Below are 22,186 nucleotides of genomic sequence, written 5' to 3'. Positions count from 1 at the left end.
TTGCCAGCCATAAGCTTTCAGCTGTCAGCTATCAGCAATTAGCCGTTGGCTTTTTCCGCAAAAGCCATACAAGCAACTGACAGCTATGGACTAACGAACGTCGACTGTTCGCTGAAGACTCGGCCAAAGCGGCTGCGAGCTGGCCGCTGACGGCTGACTGCGACTGAGGGCTGGGGTAAACTTCTTGCTGTCATTATAACATATAGGGCTAATGTTTGTGCACTATTTCACTAATGAATTATAGGTTGACAAAAACGGAGCGAGCATCGTACAGTTGTGGTGAGTGAGTACTCACCCGCACGATTAAGGAGGGAAGTTGTTAATGAATAAACAATGGCTGGCTGTAATGTTTTTGCTTCCGTTTCTTATTACCCTGGCAGGCTGCGGGCAAAAGGCGCAGGAAGAAGTTTTCAGCGGCACGGTAGAGGCCAGAGAGGTTGAAATTCAAAGCGAAGTGGCAGGGAGGATACAGGAGCTGGCTGTGGAAGAAGGCCAGAGGGTAGAAGCAGGGCAGACTGTTGCCAGGCTGGAGGATACTGCCTACCGGATTCGTCTCAAAGAAGCTGAAGCAGCTTTAAAAGCTGCTGAAAGCCGCCTGGCCGAAGCCCGTGCCGGTTCCCGGAATGAACAAATAGAACAGGCGTCAGCCCAGGTAAAACAGCTGGAAGCAAGTCTCGAAGGTTTACGGAAAAACCTGGTGCATGAAGCGCAAGTATTGGAGGATTACAAGGAGTTGCTAAAAAACGAGGGCATTACTGCAAAACAGGTTTCTGCCCAGTCAAACAAAGTGGATTCACTTAAAGCCCAGATTCAAAGCCTTGAGGCCCAGCAAGAGGCTGCCAAGGCCCAGTTAAAGTTATTGGAGCAAGGTTCCACAATTAATACTTTGAGGCAGCTAAGTGCCTTAACAGAACAGGCGGAAGCTCAGGCCGAATACGCCCGCTTACAGCTGAGCAAAACGGTTATTAAAGCACCAAGCACCGGGGTGGTTGTACGTAAAAATATTGAAGCAGGGGAGCTGGTAAACGCGGGAAGCAGCCTGGTTACTCTGCTACAGCCGGAAAAGTTATGGGTGAAAATTTTTGTCCCCGAGCAAAAATTAAGCCTTGTGAGCCTCGGCCAAGAAGTGGAGGTTGCAGCCGATGCCTATCCGGACCGAAACTTTAAGGGCAAAATCACTCAGAACGCCACGGAGGCTGAGTTTACTCCCAAAAATATGCAGACTAAAGAGGACAGGGTCAAGCTCACTTTTGCAGTTAAAGTGGAACTTTTAGACGGGCAGGGCCAGTTAAAGCCTGGCATGCCGGTGGATGTGGCACTTACCCGGGAAAAGGCAGGGAAATAACATGAAGATGGCTATTGAATGCAGCGACTTAACCAAACGCTTTGGCTCCTTGCTGGCGGTTGACCATATTAGCCTGTCCGTACCCCAAGGAGCAATTTTTGGCTTTCTCGGTCCCAACGGCTCGGGCAAATCCACCACCATCCGCATGCTCTGCGGAGTTTTAACGCCGACTTCCGGCAGCGGCAGGGTATTGGGATATGACCTGGTAACTCAGGCGGAGGCCATTAAACAGCGCATTGGCTACATGTCCCAGAAGTTCAGCCTGTACACGGATTTGACGGTGGGGGAGAATTTGGATTTCTATGCGGGTATTTACGGGCTAAGCGGTGCTGCTGCCAGGAAGCGTAAAGGAGAGCTTTTAGCCATGGCGGAGTTGACAGGTCGGGAAAAACAGCTGGCGGGAACCCTATCCGGGGGCTGGAAACAGCGACTTGCCCTGGCTTGTGCCCTACTGCACGAGCCGGAGCTATTAGTGCTGGATGAACCCACCGCCGGGGTGGACCCCGTGTCGCGCAGGATTTTTTGGGAGATAATCCGCGGTTTGGCTAAAGAGGGAATAACTGTCTTAGTCAGCACGCACTACATGGATGAAGCCGAAACCTGCGACTATATTGGTTTCATTTTCTTTGGCAAGCTTATGGGCTGTGGCACACCGGCTGAACTTAAAAAGGCATCAGGACATGCTACGCTGGATGATGTCTTTATCGAGTATGTCAAAGAGGGCCAGAGCCAGGGGCGGGGGGTAATAGCCTATGCGGGTAAAAAATAGGTTTTGCTTTAGCTTCAAAAGGCTGTTGGCAATAGTGAAAAAAGAGGTAATTCAAATCCGCCGCGATCGTCCAAGCCTCGCTATCGCTGTGGCTATGCCTCTGATGATGCTATTTTTGTTCGGTTACGCGGTCAATACCGATGTGGACCATTACAGTACGGCAGTCTGGGACCAAAACCGGAGCCAGGAATCCAGGGCAATGCTGCGCACTTTTGCCAACACCAGCTATTTCGATTTGAATTATTATGCAGATGGTTATGACCGGTTGGAAGCGTTAATAGATTCCGGCAAGGCGAAGATAGCCATCATCGTACCTCCCGATTTTAGCAAAAAGCTTGCCAGGAAGGAAAAAGCTAAAGTGCAGGTTTTAATTGACGGCACAGATCCCAACGTTGCCAGAACCGCCTTGGCTACTGCCCAATTAGTGGCCAGGGCCTATGGGGGAAGGCTGCAGGCAGAGCTGACTCCTGCTGCTTTAGCGGGGAGTATGCCGGGAGGGCTGGAGGCAGAAACCAGAGTACTGTACAATCCCGAAATGAAAAGCCTGGTCTTTAATATTCCGGGTTTAATAGGTCTGATTATGCAAAACGTAACTGCCATGCTTACCGCTTTTGCCAAAAGAGCGTGGCACCATGGAGCAGCTGGTGGTTACCCCCATTCGACCGGGTGAGTTGATTCTGGGCAAGCTCATACCCTATGTGGGCATAGGACTTTTCTCCTTTACATTGGTATTGCTGGTAGGAATCAATTGGTTCGGAGTTCCTGTACAGGGCAGTTTAACCCTATTATTCCTGCTGTCCTTATTATTCCTAGTAACCACCTTAGCCATCGGGCTTCTAATTTCTACACTTGCCCAGACCCAGCTGCAGGCCATGCAACTGACTTTTTTGCTGATCCTGCCCAGCATTTTATTGTCGGGTTTTATTTTCCCCCGGGAGACCATGCCTTGGGTCATTCAAGGAATAGGGGGATTATTTCCGCTGACATATTTTTTGATCATTCTGCGGGGTATTTTCTTAAAAGGTTTGAGTATAGCATACCTGTGGCAGGAAACATTGATTTTATCCGCCTTTGCCTTGCTTTTATGTATCATGGCCATGGCCCGGTTCCGTAAGACGGTTGATTAATGGAGGTAGCAACCGGTGCAAGAATACGAGGACTTTATAAAAAAACTTTTGGAAGAGTATATGCTGAGCGAGGAGGACATGACTCCCAGTCAGAAAAAGATTGCGGAAGCAGCCTTAAGGCTCTTTGCGGAGAAAGGGTTTGAAGCCAGCACCACCAGCGAAATTGCCAAAGCCGCGGGAGTGGCGGAGGGTACAATTTATAAATATTTTAAGACTAAAAAAGACCTACTTTTTGCCTTGGTAATTCCCACCATAATCCGTATGGCAGGCCCGGTCCTGTTGAGAGATGTGGAGGCTATTGCCAAACTGAAGGATCTCAGCACAGAAGAGCTTTTAGGACGGCTGATGCTCAACCGCTTGCAGTTGGTGCAACAAAACTGGGCAGCTTTTAAAGTCGCCTTGCAGGAAATGCAGTACCATCCCGAGCTGAAGGATGCTTTGGTCAGCCATGTTGCGGCCAAAGGCAGGTTGATTGTAAACAGCTTGCTGGCGGAAAAGGTTGAGTCGGGAGAGTTGAGGAATTTAAACCTGGACTCCATGACCAGAGTATTGGTCTCACTGCTGGCAGGATATATTTTTGCTAAGCAGATGTTTTCAGAGGAGGCGCAAGACTGGAATGATACGGAGGAAATCAAGCTGATGGTGGATATTTACCTAAACGGTGTGAAGAAACGGGATCAGTAATAAATTTTGGAGATATGACGTTTTCTGTTATCAATTATGATGATTTTGTGAAATTTTTTTCTAGAATTTGTGAAGAATTTAACGTCAAATATGTTATAATGATAAGTGAAAACAATAACCTTCACAAAGGAGTTGGGGAAATTGGCTAAGGAAGTATTTAAAGCCACAGTGAACTGGCAGTCAGGGCTGGCTTGCGAGGCCGACGCCCGTGGTTTCAAGGTTACCATGGATGAGCCTGCGGAACTGGGCGGAACAAACACTTCCATGAACCCTGTTGAGCTCTTGTTGTCTGCGCTGGGCGGATGCATTACTATTTGTGCCGCTGCCTTTGCCCCAGCCTGCAAAGTCAATTTAATTGATTTTTCCGTTGATTTGGAAGGGGATCTGGATCCCGACGGTTTCCTGGGCAAGAACCCCAATGTGCGCACCGGCTTTTCCGATATCCGCTACAAAATGCATATTAAGACCGATTCTCCCAAAGAGAATGTAGAAAGGCTGGTTAAAGCCATTAAAAAGGTTTGCCCTGTTTCCGACACCCTGAAAGGTGTACCCGTTTCAGGCGATTATGAATTGGAGGCAGTTGAACAATCTAAAGTGAGTTAATGTGTAAGGCCCACCACGAAACAAGGTGGGCTTAACTTTTATATGCTCCAATGATGACCAGTAAAAATGATTGACTTAGCAGACCCTCATGACGCTAATAGAGTAGACGCCCATGCTTATCGTCAGCACCAGCAGTACAATGAAAACTAGGTAAACGTTTATGTCCGTGGAAGCGACCTTTGTCTGAATCCTTAGAGCACCCTGCGAGTCGAGGACTGAAAGCGGACGAGCAGCATGGACTGAGATGAGCGGTGGAGCGACAGGACGTCGCGTCACCGCGTGCCGCTGGAAGTCCGGCACCGAGCAGTTGGTGCTCTTGATTCAGACAGCGGGAGCGACAGGACATAAACGTTATAGCTATTTTTGAGATAGACTATATTGCAAAAACCATTTAGCTTTATTCTTTTTTGTGGCAAAATTATACTAAAAACCAGAGGAGTGTTCTGAGTGAAATTTGCTTATCCGGAGCGGTTATATTTTGCCAACTTGCCTACCAGGATTGACAGACTGAAAAGGCTGGAGCGGGAATTAGGGGGTCCTGAGCTCTACATTAAACGGGATGACGAGACGGGGTCGGAAGTATCGGGCAACAAAGTGAGGAAACTGGAGTTTGCATTGGCGGAAGCGCTGGGCCAAAAGGCTGATGTCCTGGTAACCTGCGGCGGCCTGCAGTCCAACCATGCCCGGGCCACGGCTGCCTTGGCGGCCAAGTTGGGGCTCAAATGCTATTTAATATTGCGCGGCAGCCCTGAGGCGGAAATTGAGGGCAATTACCTGCTGGACAAAATCTTGGGGGCCAGGATTAAATTTATAACCAAAGAAGACTATCGGGACCGGCTCCCACAGATTTTTGCTGAAGTAGAAGCTGAATTGAAAGCTGAGGGGCACAACCCTTACTTAATTCCGGAAGGGGGGTCCAATGGCATCGGTACGTTCGGCTATTTCCTGGCGGCCCAGGAAATCGTTCAGCAGCAGGAAGATTTGGGGCTGAAGTTTGACCATGTAGTGGTCACGGTCGGTTCAGGAGGTACCTTTGCCGGGCTTTTGGCGGGATTCAGAGCATTGCATAGCCCGATTAGCCTCAAGGGGATAAATATTTCGGCTGATGCCGGCTTTTTCGTAGAGCGGATTTGGGGCATTTTGCAGGACAGCTACCGCTATTTGCCGGAACCGCTGGAGATTGCAAAGAGCGATATTCGTATCATCGACGGATATGCAGGCTTAGGCTACGCCTTAAGCCGCGCGGAGGAGATTGACTTAATCCTGAAACTGGCAAGGATGGAAGGCGTTATTCTCGACCCGGTCTACACCGGCAAGGCCATGTACGGCTTGGTGGAGGAAATCAAAAAAGGCACCTTCAAAAAAGGAGAAAAAGTGCTCTTCATTCATACAGGTGGTCTGGCCGGTCTTTTTGGGTTTAAGCATTATTTTATATAAATAAACAAGTTCCCATACTATTTACTGGAGTACAGATAGTTGCATAATTTTTATACTAAATGGCTGTCCAATAGGAAGAATACAGCAGGAAAGTTTATATGCCATCTAGTATATTTGTTAAAGTATTTTAGTAAGGAGTGTTTACAATGTGGTCAATTTTTAAAAGCAATGATGTAGTGAATTTTGCCGTACAGGTAGAAAAAAACGGACGGGAGTTTTACAAAAAGCTGGCTGAAAATGTGATTGATGCCAAAGCAAAAGACCTTTTGCTCTTTTTGGCAGAGGAGGAAGCCAAGCACGTAGGTGATTTTGAGCGTATCCTTGCCGGGCTGGGAGAGTATCATTCACCGGAAAGCTATCCCGGTGAATATGAAGAATATTTGAAGGCCCTGGTGGAGAACCATGTGTTTCATAAAGGGCTGAACTTTGAAGACCTGGCCCCACAAATGGCTGATGCGGGAAAAGCCATAGATATGGCCCTGCGGTTTGAAAAAGACTCCATCCTATTCTTTAACGAGATGAAAAATTTTGTGCCCCAGGGCGAGCATGAAGCTATTGATAAGCTTATTGCCCAGGAAAGGGAACATATTAAAAAGCTCAGCCAAATGAAAAAAGAACTATAACCGGGCTGTCTGATGTTTTTCACAACTTTTAGCCCGCATGTATTATGGAGCGGGACTGGTTTCCTCAGCCGTCGGCAGCTTGCTGCCGGTAACGGTGTAGGAGCTTATTAATTGGGGACATTCCTCAACAAAAGTGAACAACATGCATAAGAGGTGTGTCCCCTGACCACTGCACGAAATAATACATGCGGGCTTTGTCTACAGGCTTACTTAGGTATTGGATAAGTAAGTTTTTTTATACTCTTTTATATTCAATGTGGTATGATTTTTATAGAAGAATTTTAATTTTACTAAATTTGCTGTCAGCAATTGAAAGGAAGCGCATGCCATGTATGATCTGGTCATCAAAAACGGAGTAGTTCTGGATGGAACAGGAGGTGAGCCGCGGAGGGTTGATGTTGGAATTGCAGCCGACAAAATCAGTGCCCTTGGGCCCGATTTGGGAGACCAGGGGCGGCAGGTGATAGATGCAGCCGGCTTGCTGGTGGCGCCAGGCTTTATTGATGTACACAGCCATTGTGACTTGCTGCCTTTTATGGTAGGGCAGATCAAATACTCCAGAGTGCTGCAAGGGGTAACCACAGAGCTGGTGGGGCAGTGCGGCCTGGGTCCGGCTCCATATCTGGAAGAAAATATGCAAAACTTTCGCCAGTACCTGAAAGCCATTCTGGGCAGTCCGGAGGTGGACTGGAATTGGCGGCGTTTTTCCGGCTACCTGGAGGCTTTGTCCAAAGCCAAAAAACCTCATAATGTGGCTGCCCTCGTTTCCCATGGTGCAGTCCGTGCCCAGGTGCTGGGTTTGGGGGATGTGCAGCCCACAGAAAATGACATCGCCCATATGCAAGCTATAGTCAGAGAGGCCATGGAGGATGGGGCACTGGGCATTTCCTTTGGCCTGGCGTATTTGCCCGGAGTTTTTGCCCCGAAAGAGGAGCTGGTAGCTTTGTGCCGGGTAGTGGCTGAATATGACGGGATAATGATGGTCCATATCCGCAGCCACTCCCGTCAGGTAGTGGAAGCAATGCAGGAAGCCCTGGATATTGCCCAGGCCTCTGGGGTGAGGCTTCAGATATCCCATATGCGCTCTTATGCCAACCGCCGCTTCGGTATCAGCGGCGGACAACTGTTGGAAATGATTGATTCCGCCAGAGAGCAGGGAGTGGACGTCACTTTCGATCAACATCCTTATTTAGCGGGAAGTACCCTTTTAACCCAAATACTGCCTCCCTGGGCAAAAGCAGGGGGCGGACAGCAGATAGTCAACCGTCTAAGGAACAGGGATGTGCTGGAGAGGCTGCGATATGACCTGTACAACTCTGATTGTAGCTACCCCGGCTGGGATAATTTTGTGGGCATGGTAGGTTGGGAAAATATTCTGGTTAGTTCGGTGCAAAAACCGGAAAATAAGCATTTGCAGGGTAAAACCATGGCTGAAATTGCTGAGGAACTAGGTGTGGATGCGGTGGAAGCTGCTGCTCGCCTTTTAATCAGTGAGAACGCGGAGTGCTGTATGGTAATGTTGAATTTGTTTTCTGACCAGGACATTATCGAACTTGTCAGCCATCCATTAAGCCAAATTGGGTCCGACGGCATCCCTACCGGAACTCCTCACCCCCGGTTGTACGGTACCTACCCGAAATTTTTAGGGACATATGTGCGGGACAAAAAGGTGATGAGCTGGCCTGAGGCTATTAAGCGGTTGACGGGCGACCCTGCCACGCGGTTAAATCTGAGGGACAGAGGTTTTTTAAAAGCAGGGCTGGCTGCTGACATTGTAATTTTTGACCCTGAAGCGATCAATGATAAGGAGGACTACAGCAACCCGGCTCAAATACCGGAGGGCATCAGCTATGTAGTGGTTAACGGTAGAATAACGGTGCAAAAGGGGAAGATAGCAGCGGAAGATGCAGGCCAGGTAATCAGCTGTCTCTAATAAGGCAATCAAGATTTAACTGATATTAAACTTAACAAACAAAATTAAATCTTAACAAAATCTTAACACAAATTTAAATATCACTGTGCTATAATAACACCAGATGAAGTAATATTTAATCCAAGGTTGAAGCACTGGCCTTTGTTTAGACGCATTAATGACCTCCCACAAAAATCACACTACTATTTGCAGCAGTAAATGTGCTTGTTTATGACTCACTGAATTAAGCAACCGACAAACTACAGTTCACAGTAGCAACTGTACTTTAAATCTGGCAACATACGATGTAACCAACGCAGCACTGTCCGCAGCAAGAGATGCAGTTATATTTCTTAGCCCCTGACGGGGCTGAAAATAACCGGCGATTGCCGGTTTATATAAATTTTAACAAGAGCAAGCGTAACGCTTGCTCTTTGCATTACCTCCCCGTTTTTTGCTTTGACAAGGCTTGTCTTAAGTTGACTCTAAACAAATTTAACCTGTCCGTTTTCCAGGCTGGCCACCTGTACTAAGGATTCAACTCGGATTCCCTTATCCCTTAAGGCTTGGCCCCCGCTCTGGAATATTTTTTCAATCACAATTCCCACGCCTACCAGGTGGGCGCCAGACTGCTCAATAATATTTAACAGTCCCGAACTGGCTTCGCCTGTAGCCAGGAAGTCATCGATAATTAATACATGGTCATCGGGCTGCAGATAAGCATCCTGTACCACAATTTCTACCGGCTCCTGGCGGGTGTAGGACTGCACTTTACCTACATATGAATTGTTGGGAATAGTGGACGGTGTTTTTTTCTTGGCAAAGACAACGGGAACTTTCAGTACCAACCCGGTCATCAACGCCGCGGCGATGCCTGAAGCTTCTACAGTTAAAACCTTGGTAATTTTGCAGTCGCTAAAACGGTTCTTGAATTCTTCGCCGATAGCCAGCATCAAGACCGGATCTATCTGGTGGTTAAGAAAAGAATCCACTTTCAGGATGGAATCGGAAATTACTTTGCCCTCATGGCGAATTCTGCTCTTCAAGAGTTCCATCAAACTAGCCCCCATAACCGAATATTTATATAAATATTATAATCAAATGTTCGGAAAATGCAATTGTCATCCTCCTCTAAAAGGTAATTTAATTGTTGAAATCTTAGCGCGAGGATACCCTAAAAATTCAATTATTTCCGAAATTAATGTTTGACTTTATCCGTGCGCCGGTTATACAATACTAATAAAAACTACGGAGGTTGACTATGTTACATACCCTAGCGCTGTTGGTTGTCAACAGACCGACGGTTTTATCCCATATCTCCAGTCTTATAAGCCGGAGAGCATATAACATTGAAAGCATTGCGGCCGGACCTACCGAAGATGCAAAAGTGACACGGATCACCCTGGTAGTGGAATGCGAGGAAGATGAGATCGACCAGGTCATCAAGCAGCTTTCCAAGCTGGTCGATGTGATTCATGTCAGCAATTTGACCGCCACCCCCTCGATTATCAGGGAACTGGCCATGATCAAAGTAAAGGCCCTTCCGGAGCGGCGTACCGATATCGTGGATATCGTCAATATTTTCCGGGCTAAGATTGTAGACGTGAACCGGGAGACAATGGTCATTGAGCTTACCGGCGAATCGGACAAAATAGACGCCCTGTGCGAGGTTTTGCAAGAGCATGGCATTATTGAAATTGTTCGCACGGGCAAAATCTCCCTTTCCAGGGGGCCGGAGGCTGTCAAACACCATATCGAATGAGTCAGGGGACGGTTCTCTGACTCATAGCCTGGGCTCATCTATCAGACAAAGCCCGCATGTATTATGGAGCGGGACTGGTTTCCTCAGCCGTCGGCAGCTATGCTGCCGGTAACGGCGTAGGAGCTTGTCCAGAGCGAAATAATACATGCGAGCTGATAGTAGTTTGTCGACTGTCTGAAAGGCCCGGGTATATCCCGGGCCTCTTGGAGCTTTTTTAAGTTCTACGCGCTCTCAGCAAAAATATTTTCCTCTTTTATGCCTTTCTGCTTCAAGGTTTTCATTGTGGCGTTCACCATAGGCTTTGGTCCGCACATATAAACCTTGTATCCGTCCAAGCCCAGGGTATCCATCACATCGGTGACGAAACCTCTGTGTCCGGTCCAGCCTTCCTCGGGTACAGCCACTGTTTTTAAATATTCAAAATTACTGTGTTTTTTGGCCAGCTCCTGGAAGTAATCGTCGTAGATGAATTCATTTTCCTTATTGACGCCGTATATCAATTTAACACTTTCCACGGAGCTGTGGTTTTCCAGCAGATCCCTGACGATGGGGACAAAGGGGGTGATGCCTATTCCGCCTGCTACCAGCAGTACCTTTGGTGTATTTTTATCCACCACCAGTTCTCTGCCCATGGGACCTTCCAGTTCAACTATATTTCCTGCTTTGAAGTTCTCAAAAATCAGGTTTGTGCCGAAACCATCGGCCATCTTTTTAACGGTGATGCTGACTCTTCTGCCATCCTCGTTGTAGGAGGAGATGGAATAGGCTCTGAACATCACCGGATCATCCATGATTTTAACCAGAATAAATTGCCCTGCCTTATATTCTACCCGCTCCGGCTGAATAAATTTAAAGGTATATTCGTTAATGTCGGGGGCCAAAGGAGTAACCTTTTCCAGCTGTAAACTTTTAATTTATCTACTCCAAAACCGGAGTAGATTTTTCATTTTCTATTTACCTTTAAGGCTAAGCATCCCTAATTTTATTTGATATAATTTTGTCAAAGTGAATTAGGGTGAGCATCTTGCAAATACTTTACGACTTTAAAATCAGTATGACCAAATACATTAAACTAGGCATAGAGAATCATTTCCCGGCATTTGAAGTATGCCCTAGCTGCAAAGCTAAAGTAAAACTAAAAAGGCATGGCTTTTACTGGAGATATATACACCTCATAAAGAAGGCAGTAAAAGTACCGGTTTGCAGGTATTTCTGCCCCTCCTGCTGTAAAACTATTTCCCTGTTGCCGATCTTCCTATTACCCTACTATCAGCTACCTCTAAGAGTGATTATGAAATTAATCCAATGCGCTGCATCAGGTAAACAGGTTCTTCTAAACCTGAAACGCCAGCATCTACAGTTCATTAAAAAAGATTTATGAATAAATTAAACTGGATAGAGGCCGTTTTAGGGATAAGGGTTACGGCGGTTATATTATGCAGGATAAAAAAGAAAAAGCCATGAAGCTCATGGATTTGATTAACACTGCAGCCACAGTGGAAACCTTCAGCCAAAGGTTTCATAATCACTTCCTAAGAGCGTTCATGGCCCAACCAAATGCAAATTAATTTTACTACAAAAAGCGTTAAAAATTAAGTTAAATCTTGAACCACATAACTTTTGCGTGGAGCCACGGTCTTTCTTCCTCTAAAATGTTTTTGAGAGTTTCTAGCCGGCTAGCTACAAAAAACATTATGAGGAGTAAGAAAAAATGGATGAAAAAGAAAGAGAAGCAGTTGCCCTATTTCGTTACGGCCTAATTGCGCCCATTTTAAATGGACAGGTTACCAGTCAAAAAGACTATCTAGCTCAAATTGCTAGTCACCCCCATGATGTGCCCCACTACGGCGTAAAAGAATTTGCCCCTAAAACGATAGAATTTTGGGTTAAAGCATATCGTAGATGTGGTTTTGAGGGATTAAAGCCTAAGGGTCGGTCTGATAAAGGTTCTGTAAGAAACATCCCGAAGAATTGAAAGAAAAAATTTTGGCTTTGCGTAGCGAACATCGGGAACTGAATGTAACGTTGTTTTATGAAAAACTGGTTAAAGATGCACTCTTTTTGCCTCAAAATATCTCATACTCGACCCTATATAGGTTTCTAAAAAATGAAGGGCTGGTAGGGAAAGTAGAAACTAAATCTCCCGACAGAAAAAGATTCAGTTATGAAGAAGTGAACATACTTTGGCAAGGCGATATGGCAGTAGGCCCCTATATTATTGTTTCCGGTAAAAAGGTTAGGACAAATCTATTTGCTTTTATTGATGATTGTTCAAGGCTTGTTCCCTATGCTGAGTTCGTTTTATCCGAGAAATTTGATTCCCTAAAGCATGTGTTTAAAGAAGCATTAATACGTAGAGGCATTCCTAAGATGATCTATGTGGATAACGGTAAAGTATACAAATCGGACCAGTTTAGCATAGCATGTGCTTCGTTAGGTATCACCTTAATTCATACCAAACCCTATGATGCGGCAAGTAAAGGGAAAATCGAACGTTTTTTCGGTACCGTACGCCAGAGGTTCTTGCCTACTTTAACTAAAGATGCTCTTACTTCAATCGAGACCTTAAACCAAGCCTTTTGGCGTTGGCTGGAGGAAGATTATCATCGAAAGGTTCATTCCGCTCTTGAGATGAGCCCACTAGACATGTTTATGTCTCAGTTTAGCCGGGTAAAAATGATAGATAACCCCAAAGCTTTGGACGCCCTTTTCTTAAAAAGAGAAAAGCGTAAGGTTAAGCATGATGGCACTATCTCAATTAATTCCTTGCTTTTTGAAGTGCCTCCCCAGTTTATTGGGCAACAAATCGAGGTTCGTTTTGATCCTGAAAAACTAGAACAGGTGTTTATCTATGTAGAGGGGAAAGAAGTGGCCAAAGCTTTGCCTGTAATTTACAGTGATAACGCCAGAATTAAAAGGGAAAAAAGGCAAAAGGAAAAAGAAGAAGCCGCGCTATCCTTTCAGGAAATGTATGATTCCAGGGAGGGAACATAATGTATAGAGCATTTTACTCTCTAAGCAGAAAACCATTTACCAAAGAAATTGAGACAAAGCACCTTTTTCCCTCTAAAAGCTTTACTGAATTAATGGCACGGCTTAATTACCTTAAAGATTCAAGGGGCATTGGGGTGGTAGTGGGTGAGCCTGGTGCCGGTAAAACTTCTGTCCTCAGAAACTTTGCTTTAAGCTTAAATCCCTCACTTTACAAAGTTATTTATTTTCCTTTGTCTACAGGTACGGTGATGGATTTTTACCGGGGACTGTGCTATGGGCTAGGTGAAGAACCTACCTTTAGAAAAGTTGATCTATTTAAGCAAATTCAAGAGGGAGTAACCAGCCTATTTTATAAGAAAAAAAGATAACTCCTGTATTTATTCTAGATGAAATGCAGTTATCTAACAACAAGTTTCTAAATGACTTAAGCATCCTGTTTAATTTTACAATGGATTCGGATAATCCGTTTATTTTGGTATTGGCGGGATTGCCTTATCTACTGGATCGTTTAGCTTTATCCCATAATCAGTCGTTAAATCAGCGTATTATCATGCGTTACAAGGTCACACCCTTAGATAAAGAAGAGGTGAAAAACTATATCTTACATCACCTGGAGTTAGCAGGTGCTAAATTTGAAATATTTTCTCCACAAGCAGTGGAGGCTATTGCCACCCGTTCTAGGGGATGGCCAAGACTCATCAACAATTTAGCTACTAACTGCCTGCTTTATGGGTGCCAGAAAAGACTTGAATGTATTGATGAAGAGGCGGTAATTAAATCTGCTCAGGAAGCAGGTCTTTAAACTTAAGAACTACGGCTGCTTAAAAAAACTGGGCAGATTGATAGATTAATTCGCCCTGCTGCTAAAGAAAATGGTATGTGAGGCTTATGATATGACAAAGCCACATATCCTTCACTGTTAGGCATCTGCCCGAGGAGGGAGGCTTAAATTAAAATGCTAAAACAAGGTAAACTATTATACTCTAGCCAAAAGGACCGTTGGGAGATCCATGGAATAGACGACGAACCTTTCTCTCTACACTGTGGGGAATGCTTTGAGATTAAGGTTGGGGAAACATTCTTGCCTTGTCGTATTGAAATAGATAGGGATTGGGTATTGTACTTTGCTAACTCTATGTTTTATCTGCATCCGGCATCAAGGTACAGTGTAAGAGGGGTTTAGAAAGAGTGATTCTTGGCAGAGGAATATATGTCAGAATGCGGTTAGGGGCATCCTAGCTGCATTTTTTTTTTGGCAAAAATCTTAACTAAAATACTGTGACTATGTGAAAAAATTTTGCCCATTTGGCTAATTTATTTCGCAAAAACCGATAAATTCAAGCTAATTTTAATCCATTTTATTTTGCAAAATGTCATCCCTTTTAATTTGCAAATTCACACCAGCAGTGCCGTAATTTTTCTGCGTTTTTCAAAGCCGCTGTTATTGGTAGAGGCTTTGATTGACAATGCCTGCTCGGTATTAGCCAGGGAAAGGATTCCGGCGGGGCAGTTGGCTACACAGGTGGAACACCTGATGCAGTTTTCATTTTCGAACTGGTTATTCCCTGAAAAATTCAGGTACGGTTTTAACTGCATGGGACAAACTCTGGAGCATTTGCCGCATTTGTGACACTGTTCTATTGCGGCCACAGATACCTTTTGGTCAGTCTTTCCATTGAGTCCGGCTATTTTCCCTAATTTATAAGCCAGCTGTTCCATGGTGCCCATTGGGCAAAAAGAACACCAGGACCTGGGGTTGACAAAGAGTGCCAGGATAGTTCCCACAGTAGTCGGAATTAGATAATTTACGGCAAATACGAAACCCAGTTTATCGATAAATGTCATGGTGCCCCAGAGAGCGGACACTTTGATCAGCCTGCTGGTAAACATGCTCATATACCAGATAAAGAAAAGCACTTTCAGGGTCTTGGACTTAAACAATTTAGGGATACTACTGTTGGGGGAAAATTGTAAAATAATTGAATCAAACAAGCTGCCGTGGGGGCAGAGGTTGCCGCACCAATATTTTCCTTTAAAAAACCCCAGGGTTACAAGTGAGAGCATGATAGGAATCAAAAGTAACCCTAAGCGGGGATAAAAGAGGCCCCCAAAGGCGATAAGGGGTACCAGGGTCCAGGAAATCCTTTTAAATTTATTAAAGACCCTGTTGGTTTTAATGTAAAACGTCGGTGTCTTATTCATGCTTTACCTCCTATCCATATATTCAAATAATACAATAATCGGATATAATTATATACTCTTGGGTGGTGAACTGTAAATAGGAGACAAGCTGAATTTGTTCTTGGGGTAATATTTATATTGGCGCTCCAATTCCAGTTTCCGACAGTTTTTTATATCCAGGTTGAGAAAAATGCCGGGCTTGGAGCCCGGCACAAAATCACTTTACAACTTCTTTGTATAAAGTCGGTAGCGTTTGGCTGCTTTACTGCCTATATCTTCCTGAATTAATTTATTGACCGCTTTGTTATGCTCTTCCACATAAGAGAGCTCGGCACAGGTCAGCCCTGCATTGAGGGCAGTCTGCATTATTTCCATAATCAAAATGGCGCTTATACCCAGGTGGTTGAATTCAGGGTGAACTGCTAAGAGTGCCAACCTTAAGCAGTGGGTGGGGGGATGGGGAATTGCCATGCACATGCCTGCCGGGACCCCATTTGCTTCAGCAAAAAGGAAATACTCCGGTTTAACTTGCCGGCGGTGCATGGTGATGATGTACTTGACTTCGTCCATAGTTAAGGGGACATGTCCCCAGTTTTGGACCATAGCAGAGTTATAGATGCTTAGGAATGCTTTTGCATCGTCATCTGCCTTGCGATATCTGATTGGCCTGATGGTCAAATTTTTAGCTCGCTTCAAACGGGCGCTGATGCGCAGCAGGCGCTGGGAAACGGGCTGATTGCTTTGCCAGGAGTAGGAGAACAAATCTAAAAATTTACTATAACCGGATTGTTCGATTAGCTTTTGGTAGCAAGGTTGATTAAAAGTCAGGTAGAAATAATTAGGTAAGGCATAGCCTTCGATTAAAAGTCCCAGGTTATCACTGGGAGTTAGATCCACAGGCCCTATGATTTCTTCTTTTCCTCTTTGTTTTAGCCATTCTTCCGCTGCCCGAAACAAGGCGCCTGCTACTTTCCTGTCATCTATAGTTTCCCAGAAGCCGAAAAAACCTGTTTTTTCCCTCGGAAAATGCTCATCTATGGATGCAACTATCCTGCCTACGGGATTCTCCCCCTGAACAGCAAGAAAAGGCTGCCAGGCGATATGCCGGAGAAATGGGTTTAGGTTTGGATTAAATTTATCTTGAAGTACCCTGGGAGGCAGTATTTTGCTCCTTTCATTTTCAGGGTACAGCAGCAGCGGTAATTGCAAAAAAACTTTAAAATCATGATAGCCCTTCACCGGAATAATTTCAACTGACATCTTTTTTCCCCCTTTTTAACCAGCTTATGTTTAAAAAGGAGTGTTTGCCAGCCGTAATAAAAAAACCGCACAATGTACGGCTAAGCTAGTTTGAAATAATGTTCATTTTGCTGCTGGTGCTGCTAAGCAACTGGGGGTTCATCTACACAACCAACAACTAGCAACTAACAACTAACAACTAACAACTAACAACCAATAATTAACAACTGTCTTTAAAGCTGTCCGGTCAAAGACTGCACAATTAAACTGGTAACAGCCACCACGAACCAAACTGCCAATCCCAGAAGCAGGGGCTTGACGCCTGTTTTTACAAACTTGCGGAAATCTGCGTTTAAGCCGACGGCTGCCAAAGCCATGGTAATCATGAACTTGCCTAACTTAGTCAGGTAATCCGCTCCGGGGCCGCTGATAATGCCGGCAGTGTTTAGCAGTGATGCTACCAGGAACCAGACGATAAACCAGGGTATAAGTTTTTTCAGCGAAAATGCTACTCCGGAACCGCTGTTTGTCCTTCTCTTGTGCAAAGCGGTAAATAGAGCAAATAAGGCTGCAATGGGAATGATCATGGTAGTCCTGGTTAATTTGACTATAGTGGCGTACTCCCCGGCAGCCTGGCTGTAAGAATATCCTGCAGCCACCACCGAAGAAGTGTCGTTGATTGCAGTTCCGGCCCATAACCCGAAGGAACTGTCGGCAAAACCTAAGAGGTGGCCAATAGGGGGGAAGATTAACACCGCAATTACGTTGAACAAAAAGATGGTGGAAATCGAATAGGCTACTTCCGTATCATCGGCTTCGATAACAGGCGCAACGGCAGCAATGGCTGAACCGCCGCAGATGGCAGTGCCTGTACCGATTAAGCTGGTCAGCTTCCAGGGTATGTTAAAAAGCCTGCCGAGAGTGAAAGCAGCGACAAATGCCGAGCAGAGAGTGGTGACCATTACAGCAAATGATTCAGCGCCAGCCTGCCAAACCTGGCCCAGGCTTAAACCTCCGCCCAAGGCAATGATGGCCCACTGTAGGATTTTTTTGGAAGTAAAAGCAATTCCGGTGCCGGCGAATCCGGGAACGCCCATTGTATTGCGGATAATCATACCTATAATAATGGCAAATACCGGTCCCCCGATTAAAGGAAACTGGCGTCCCAGAAAGGCGGCAATAACAGCCAGAGCAAAACAAAAACATACTCCGGGGGCGATGCTTTTTTTGTTGTCCACCATTGCAACAGTTGCGTTATTTTCCATTATACACGTCCTTCCTGTTCAGTATAGTTTATTGTCGTCGTTAATAGCATAACATTAATTAAGTGTAATAAAAAATATTAAATAATAATAAAGTCCATAAGCAAAGTTTATAATACAAAATTTTGGCGCTGTTAATCCAGGGGCAGTTCTAACATTTTTTTTATTGCGCTGGAACGCAGCAGTTCAAGAAAAGCATCAACTGTCACAGTGCGAAATTTGTTTTTATTATAAAAGATGTTCAGAGAACGTGGGAACCGGACATTTTTAATCCTGACAACTTTTAAAAGGCCGAATTTGATTTCTCTTTGAATTGTGCAAGCTGACACAATAGAGATGCCTAACCCGGATAAAACAGCTTCTTTAACGGACTGGGTGCTCCCCAGTTCCATGGCTATCTTGATTTTAGCAGGATCAACCCCTGTTTCTTTTAACCTTGCCTCCATGACCATCCTGGTCCCGGAGCCCGATTCGCGTAAAATTAAAGACTCTTGCAAGAGCTCGTTCAGTTCAATTTCCTTTCTTTTAGCCCAGGGGTGGGCAGGAGGGACGATTATAACCAGTTCATCCCGTAAAAACTCTTCCTTTATTAGATTGGGGTGATCTACGGGACCTTCGATAACCCCTAGATCCAAGTTATTTTCCAGTAATTTTTGCATAATTTGTTCAGTGTTGGCTATTACCATGCTGAAGTTAACGTTAGGGTGGTCTTTTACGAAGAGGCCGATGACTTTTGGCAGCAGGTACTCCCCAATGGTCAAAGTAGCTCCCAAGTGGAGTCTCCCCTTTACCATTCCTGTTGCTTCGCTGATAGATTTTTTTGCTTGTTCATGCAATTCGGTAAATTGCTCTACATATTCGTAGAGGATTCTGCCAGCTTCAGTCAAAACGACTCGCTTATTGGTACGGTCAAAAAGCTTTGTCCCGTAAAATTCTTCCAAAGATTGGATTTGCAAACTTATGGCAGGCTGACTTAGATGCAGGTGTTTGGCGGCTTGGGAAAAGCTTTTTTTGTCTGCCACTGTCTTGAACACTAAAAAACGATCATCCATTGGCTTTTCCTCCATGGCATTATAAATTTTTCGGCTTGATCGTTCAATTATTTTCTTAATTTTAAAATGCTCCGCAGGGTTTTTGTCAAGTTATTTGCTTCAGGCATAAGATGATAAGGAAAGGGGGGAAGAAAATGCCTGAATATACTCGGAGGGATTGGATCGACTTAATTCACCACGCCATTATGGATGAAATGAATGATGCCGCTTACTATCGGGAAATGGCAAAAATGGCGCCTGATTATGAAGCCCGAGAACTTTTGACCAGCATGTCGGACGATGAAACCCGTCATGCTGAGCAGTTTACTGAAGTTTACAGGGCAATGACCGGCAAGCAGCCGTCACCAATGCAGCATCACCCTATGGTTTCAGGGTACAAAGAAGCCTTGAAGCACCGATTTCATGCCGAAACAGGCGCCTACAAAAAGTACAAGGAATACTACCTATGCTCTGAAAATATGAAGTTACGGAATATTTTCTTTGATGCCATGCACGACGAAGCCAGACATGCCATGTATCTGCAGTATCTAATGCATCAACACTGCTGCGCCATGATGCACCACCATGAGCATGGACACAAATATCCCGGTGAAGGCTGTAAACCTGGCTACGGCCATAAGCCAGATTACGGTTATAAGCCGGGTTACGGCTACGGACCTGGCTATGGACATGAACCTGGCTACGATTGCGAGCCTGATTATGGCAGTGAACCTGACTATGAAGGTGAACCGGGTTACGACGATAAACCTGGCTACAAAGAACCGGCTTTCGGAAAACTTGAAAGTGAAAATTCCCTTGAAGATTCCGATCGCGACTATTACAGACCTCCTGCCTACAAGTACCCAGGATATAAATAAAAACTGTGAGTTTTAAGCCCAGGAAGCCCTGGGCTTTAAAATTTGTAGTCGATCAGGCGGTAGCCTAGCTGGTAAAAAGCAAGGGACAGGAAGGCGAATTGCACCGCGAGTTTTCCTTTTAACCGGGCTATTTTAATGCTGGCAAAGAGGAGGGCCAGGTAAAACAGCGCTGCTAATAAGTTTGGGCCCAAGGATATGGCACCTAAATACTTCACCCCTTGTCCGGCGTCGAATGCTTTCCAGGCCGAAGTGACAGGTGTGAGTCCCAAGTCCAGGACGCGGGCCTGGCACAAAGCCCATAGCCCTGCCAGGGCCAACTCCCAATACACCCCTGTTGTCCGGAGCACAAGAAAGGTAAGTCCGCCGGCCAGGAGCACAAGCAGCAAAGTTTCCCCTATTAACGGCAATGAATAACCCGGATAAAGGCTATTCGTGAGCAGCAAAATACGGGGTGCCAGAGGGGCTAAAAGCAGCAAAAGCAAGTAATAATTAAAAGTTATTTTTTTCAACAGGATCCACCTCGTCCATACAGCAGAAGGCAATCCACCACAATGAAGCGGTTTTAGGCCTGCATTTTAAATATTGTTATAAGACCGGAGACTGCTGCATTATTAATTGGTGCTTCAAGGTAAAAAATCCTGCCGAGGGAAAAAATTTAGTGCACCGTAAGTGGGTACTGTTTTAAAGACTGCAGATAAGCCTCAAGGTCAACGATGTTTTCTTCCTCTTTGGCAAGCAATGTTCCCAGAAGCTGCCCTCCACCGGGGACGTTAAACTGTGGCTTTGATTCCTTATAAGTGCGGACTTTGTCGTTTTTTAAGCCAATTACGTCCTGCAAAAGCTTGGCAAAATCATCGGACTCTTCCAGTTCCAAAACCTCTCCGGGAATAGTTAACCGCCCTCCCGTGGTGGTTATTTCCTGGGCAATACGGTTTAAATGCTGCATATCTTCGATAGCCAGGGCGCGGGCCCGGGGGGCGATGCTTTGATCCATACCAAGAAGCAGCGAGGCATAAATTAGCCTGGAAATGCTTTTGATTTCCAACCAGGCTGCTTGTTCAAGCTTTTTAATATCCTCACCGAACTGCCCGTTTCCACGGGGCGGAGGCAGTGGCCCATCGATCACCCCCTGGGCAGTCAATACTTGTTGAATTGCCTGGTCAACTTGTAAATGGGCATTGTCCTCCCGCAGCAAATTTGCCAGCAGCACTTTCAGCTCATGATCGCCTACTTCCGTGTCACGCAGTTGATAGCTTTCCAGATTTCTAGCCTCGTTAGACATTGCTGCGTTCAGAAAATCCCGGTAGCTTTCAGCCTGCGGCAACCGGCTGAGCTGCCATTTTGGTTTACCACCCCATTTCAGCATGATCCGGGCCAGCATTTCCGCATGGCGCATTTCGTGAATGGCGTGGCAAAGCAGTTGCCGGTGCAGGTCTTTTTTTTGGCCGAAATAAGTTATTTCATAGACTTGCTTGGGGACTGCAAAGGCAAACTCCAGATACAGCCACATGGAGGTGAGTTCGGAAATGAATTCCTCCTGCATCCAGTTAAAAGGTTGTTTCTCTGGGGCTCTTGAGATACCATCTTGCACTGTTTCTTCACAATTCAGCTCCATAGCTGACGCTCCTTATTGAAAATTTTCCGCTATGAAAGGCAGGTTTTTTGAGGTGTTTTGTTATGTATTATTTACATGTTAAGGGCAGGAAATGTAATAAATATCGCGAATGGTTTCTATCATTAGTTGAGGGGATTGAAGCAAAGTATGTGAATTGAAGGAGGAAAAATTAAGTTGGAATTAAAAGGTACGAAAACCGAAGCAAATTTAATGGCTGCTTTTTCAGGTGAATCCCAGGCGAGGAACAAGTATACCTATTTTGCCAGCGTGGCCAAGAAGGAGGGCTATGAGCAGATTGCAGCTATTTTTGCTGAAACAGCGGATCATGAAAAAGAACACGCCAAGCGAGCCTTAAAATTTTTAGCCGGTATTGGCGATACCAAAGCTAATTTGCAGGCGGCTGCACAAGGCGAAAATTATGAATGGACCGATATGTACAAAAAATTTGAAGAGGAAGCCCGGGCGGAAGGTTTCGCTGAAATAGCGGATTTTTTCCACGAAGTAGCCGAAGTAGAGGCGGAACATGAAAAGCGTTTTCTGGCATTGCTGAAAAATATCGAGCAAGGCACTGTGTTCAAAAAAGACAGGGAGGTAAAATGGCGGTGTCGCAATTGCGGCTACGTTCATACAGGCAAAGAGGCACCGGAAATTTGCCCCGCTTGTGCCCATCCACAGGCTTATTACGAAGTGATGGTTGAAAACTACTAAAGAGGGAAAAATAGGA

20 protein-coding genes and 3 pseudogenes are annotated in these 22,186 nt (G+C 45.3%); 15 read left to right on the top strand and 8 right to left on the bottom strand.

From position 1 onward, the window contains the following. Positions 1-322 precede the first annotated feature (322 nt). From EYS13_RS12515 to EYS13_RS12480, 8 genes and pseudogenes are all read left to right on the top strand, one after another. The gene (locus EYS13_RS12515; RefSeq protein WP_227763191.1) at positions 323-1,345 is read left to right on the top strand and encodes an HlyD family secretion protein; all 1,023 of its coding nucleotides are present in this window, start codon (positions 323-325) and stop codon (positions 1,343-1,345) included. Between the two features lies 1 nt (position 1,346). Next, on the top strand, positions 1,347-2,114 hold the full coding sequence (locus EYS13_RS12510) for an ABC transporter ATP-binding protein (protein ID WP_227763188.1): 768 nt from the start codon (positions 1,347-1,349) through the stop codon (positions 2,112-2,114). Beyond that, positions 2,098-3,241: pseudogene (locus EYS13_RS16605) on the top strand (ABC transporter permease). Before EYS13_RS12510 ends, EYS13_RS16605 begins: the two are co-directional and overlap by 17 nt. 15 nt (positions 3,242-3,256) lie before the next feature. Further along, positions 3,257-3,925, top strand: coding sequence for a TetR/AcrR family transcriptional regulator (locus EYS13_RS12500; RefSeq protein ID WP_227763186.1), 669 nt, complete (start codon positions 3,257-3,259; stop codon positions 3,923-3,925). Positions 3,926-4,066: 141 nt separating this feature from the next. Then, positions 4,067-4,528, top strand: a complete 462-nt coding sequence (locus EYS13_RS12495; protein ID WP_227763184.1) for an OsmC family protein — start codon at positions 4,067-4,069, stop codon at positions 4,526-4,528. Between the two features lie 447 nt (positions 4,529-4,975). Continuing rightward, entirely contained in the window at positions 4,976-5,965 is a 990-nt protein-coding gene (locus EYS13_RS12490; RefSeq protein ID WP_227763181.1) for a D-cysteine desulfhydrase family protein, read from the top strand. 146 nt (positions 5,966-6,111) lie between these two features. After that, entirely contained in the window at positions 6,112-6,588 is a 477-nt protein-coding gene (locus EYS13_RS12485) for a ferritin-like domain-containing protein (protein ID WP_227763178.1), read from the top strand. 328 nt (positions 6,589-6,916) lie between these two features. Beyond that, on the top strand, positions 6,917-8,521 hold the full coding sequence (locus EYS13_RS12480) for an N-acyl-D-amino-acid deacylase family protein (RefSeq protein ID WP_227763176.1): 1,605 nt from the start codon (positions 6,917-6,919) through the stop codon (positions 8,519-8,521). 464 nt (positions 8,522-8,985) lie between these two features. Here EYS13_RS12480 and EYS13_RS12475 read toward each other — a convergent pair whose 3' ends face one another. After that, positions 8,986-9,555 (bottom strand): xanthine phosphoribosyltransferase, encoded by a 570-nt coding sequence (locus EYS13_RS12475; protein ID WP_227763174.1) that lies wholly within the window; start codon positions 9,553-9,555, stop codon positions 8,986-8,988. Positions 9,556-9,761: 206 nt separating this feature from the next. On the opposite strand from EYS13_RS12475, the gene ilvN reads away from it, so the two are divergent. Further along, the gene (gene ilvN / locus EYS13_RS12470) at positions 9,762-10,262 is read left to right on the top strand and encodes an acetolactate synthase small subunit (protein WP_227763172.1); all 501 of its coding nucleotides are present in this window, start codon (positions 9,762-9,764) and stop codon (positions 10,260-10,262) included. A 221-nt stretch (positions 10,263-10,483) separates the two neighbouring features. On the opposite strand, the gene EYS13_RS12465 is transcribed toward ilvN, so the two are convergent. After that, complete coding sequence (locus EYS13_RS12465; protein ID WP_227767922.1) at positions 10,484-11,161, bottom strand: FAD-binding oxidoreductase; 678 nt, start codon at positions 11,159-11,161, stop codon at positions 10,484-10,486. A gap of 155 nt (positions 11,162-11,316) precedes the next feature. Between EYS13_RS12465 and EYS13_RS16600 the strand changes: the two genes are divergently transcribed. The 4 genes and pseudogenes from EYS13_RS16600 (at position 11,317) to EYS13_RS16590 (ending at position 14,439) form a co-directional block, all read left to right on the top strand. Beyond that, complete coding sequence (locus tag EYS13_RS16600) at positions 11,317-11,643, top strand: DUF6431 domain-containing protein (RefSeq protein WP_227767919.1); 327 nt, start codon at positions 11,317-11,319, stop codon at positions 11,641-11,643. Between the two features lie 330 nt (positions 11,644-11,973). Then, positions 11,974-13,256 (top strand): annotated as a pseudogene (locus tag EYS13_RS12455) (transposase). After that, positions 13,256-14,058, top strand: a pseudogene (locus EYS13_RS16595) (ExeA family protein). Before EYS13_RS12455 ends, EYS13_RS16595 begins: the two co-directional pseudogenes overlap by 1 nt. A 153-nt stretch (positions 14,059-14,211) precedes the next feature. Further along, on the top strand, positions 14,212-14,439 hold the full coding sequence (locus EYS13_RS16590) for a DUF5348 domain-containing protein (RefSeq protein WP_227761721.1): 228 nt from the start codon (positions 14,212-14,214) through the stop codon (positions 14,437-14,439). A 212-nt stretch (positions 14,440-14,651) separates the two neighbouring features. Here EYS13_RS16590 and EYS13_RS12435 read toward each other — a convergent pair whose 3' ends face one another. The 4 genes from EYS13_RS12435 to EYS13_RS12420 all read right to left on the bottom strand — a co-directional run bounded on the left by EYS13_RS12435 (position 14,652) and on the right by EYS13_RS12420 (position 18,990). Further along, entirely contained in the window at positions 14,652-15,458 is an 807-nt protein-coding gene (locus EYS13_RS12435) for a 4Fe-4S binding protein (RefSeq protein ID WP_227763159.1), read from the bottom strand. Between the two features lie 201 nt (positions 15,459-15,659). Continuing rightward, on the bottom strand, positions 15,660-16,697 hold the full coding sequence (locus EYS13_RS12430; RefSeq protein ID WP_227763157.1) for a GNAT family N-acetyltransferase: 1,038 nt from the start codon (positions 16,695-16,697) through the stop codon (positions 15,660-15,662). 212 nt (positions 16,698-16,909) lie between these two features. Beyond that, a complete protein-coding gene (locus EYS13_RS12425) occupies positions 16,910-17,914 on the bottom strand; it encodes a YeiH family protein (protein ID WP_423055352.1) in 1,005 nt (334 codons plus the stop codon). 158 nt (positions 17,915-18,072) lie between these two features. Further along, entirely contained in the window at positions 18,073-18,990 is a 918-nt protein-coding gene (locus EYS13_RS12420) for a selenium metabolism-associated LysR family transcriptional regulator (RefSeq protein WP_227763154.1), read from the bottom strand. 134 nt (positions 18,991-19,124) lie between these two features. On the opposite strand from EYS13_RS12420, the gene EYS13_RS12415 reads away from it, so the two are divergent. Then, the gene (locus tag EYS13_RS12415) at positions 19,125-19,847 is read left to right on the top strand and encodes a ferritin-like domain-containing protein (RefSeq protein ID WP_227763152.1); all 723 of its coding nucleotides are present in this window, start codon (positions 19,125-19,127) and stop codon (positions 19,845-19,847) included. Between the two features lie 35 nt (positions 19,848-19,882). Here the strand turns inward: EYS13_RS12415 and EYS13_RS12410 are convergent, their stop codons facing one another. Together EYS13_RS12410 and EYS13_RS12405 are read right to left on the bottom strand one after the other, a co-directional pair. Beyond that, positions 19,883-20,356, bottom strand: a complete 474-nt coding sequence (locus tag EYS13_RS12410) for a hypothetical protein (protein WP_227763150.1) — start codon at positions 20,354-20,356, stop codon at positions 19,883-19,885. Positions 20,357-20,502: 146 nt separating this feature from the next. Further along, on the bottom strand, positions 20,503-21,462 hold the full coding sequence (locus EYS13_RS12405; protein ID WP_227763147.1) for a ferritin-like domain-containing protein: 960 nt from the start codon (positions 21,460-21,462) through the stop codon (positions 20,503-20,505). Positions 21,463-21,636: 174 nt separating this feature from the next. Between EYS13_RS12405 and rbr the strand changes: the two genes are divergently transcribed. Next, positions 21,637-22,170, top strand: coding sequence for a rubrerythrin (rbr, locus tag EYS13_RS12400; RefSeq protein ID WP_277998202.1), 534 nt, complete (start codon positions 21,637-21,639; stop codon positions 22,168-22,170). Positions 22,171-22,186: the final 16 nt, after the last annotated feature.

Origin of the sequence: Zhaonella formicivorans (assembly GCF_004353525.1) — a bacterium.
GTDB classification, from domain to species: Bacteria; Bacillota; DUOV01; order DUOV01; family Zhaonellaceae; genus Zhaonella; species Zhaonella formicivorans.
Note: the sequence above shows the minus strand (reverse complement) of the source record. Positions and strands in the feature narration are given on the sequence as shown.

Excerpts from the sequence above, each read along its gene's own strand:
- EYS13_RS12515 (WP_227763191.1), top strand. The coding sequence starts at position 323 with ATGAATAAACAATGGCTGGCTGTAATGTTTTTGCTTCCGTTTCTTATT.
- EYS13_RS12510 (WP_227763188.1), top strand. The coding sequence starts at position 1,347 with ATGAAGATGGCTATTGAATGCAGCGACTTAACCAAACGCTTTGGCTCC.
- EYS13_RS12485 (WP_227763178.1), top strand. The coding sequence starts at position 6,112 with ATGTGGTCAATTTTTAAAAGCAATGATGTAGTGAATTTTGCCGTACAG.
- EYS13_RS12480 (WP_227763176.1), top strand. The coding sequence starts at position 6,917 with ATGTATGATCTGGTCATCAAAAACGGAGTAGTTCTGGATGGAACAGGA.
- EYS13_RS12475 (WP_227763174.1), bottom strand. The coding sequence starts at position 9,555 with ATGGAACTCTTGAAGAGCAGAATTCGCCATGAGGGCAAAGTAATTTCC.
- ilvN (WP_227763172.1), top strand. The coding sequence starts at position 9,762 with ATGTTACATACCCTAGCGCTGTTGGTTGTCAACAGACCGACGGTTTTA.
- EYS13_RS16600 (WP_227767919.1), top strand. The coding sequence starts at position 11,317 with ATGACCAAATACATTAAACTAGGCATAGAGAATCATTTCCCGGCATTT.
- EYS13_RS16590 (WP_227761721.1), top strand. The coding sequence starts at position 14,212 with ATGCTAAAACAAGGTAAACTATTATACTCTAGCCAAAAGGACCGTTGG.
- EYS13_RS12435 (WP_227763159.1), bottom strand. The coding sequence starts at position 15,458 with ATGAATAAGACACCGACGTTTTACATTAAAACCAACAGGGTCTTTAAT.
- EYS13_RS12430 (WP_227763157.1), bottom strand. The coding sequence starts at position 16,697 with ATGTCAGTTGAAATTATTCCGGTGAAGGGCTATCATGATTTTAAAGTT.
- EYS13_RS12420 (WP_227763154.1), bottom strand. The coding sequence starts at position 18,990 with ATGGATGATCGTTTTTTAGTGTTCAAGACAGTGGCAGACAAAAAAAGC.
- EYS13_RS12415 (WP_227763152.1), top strand. The coding sequence starts at position 19,125 with ATGCCTGAATATACTCGGAGGGATTGGATCGACTTAATTCACCACGCC.
- EYS13_RS12405 (WP_227763147.1), bottom strand. The coding sequence starts at position 21,462 with ATGGAGCTGAATTGTGAAGAAACAGTGCAAGATGGTATCTCAAGAGCC.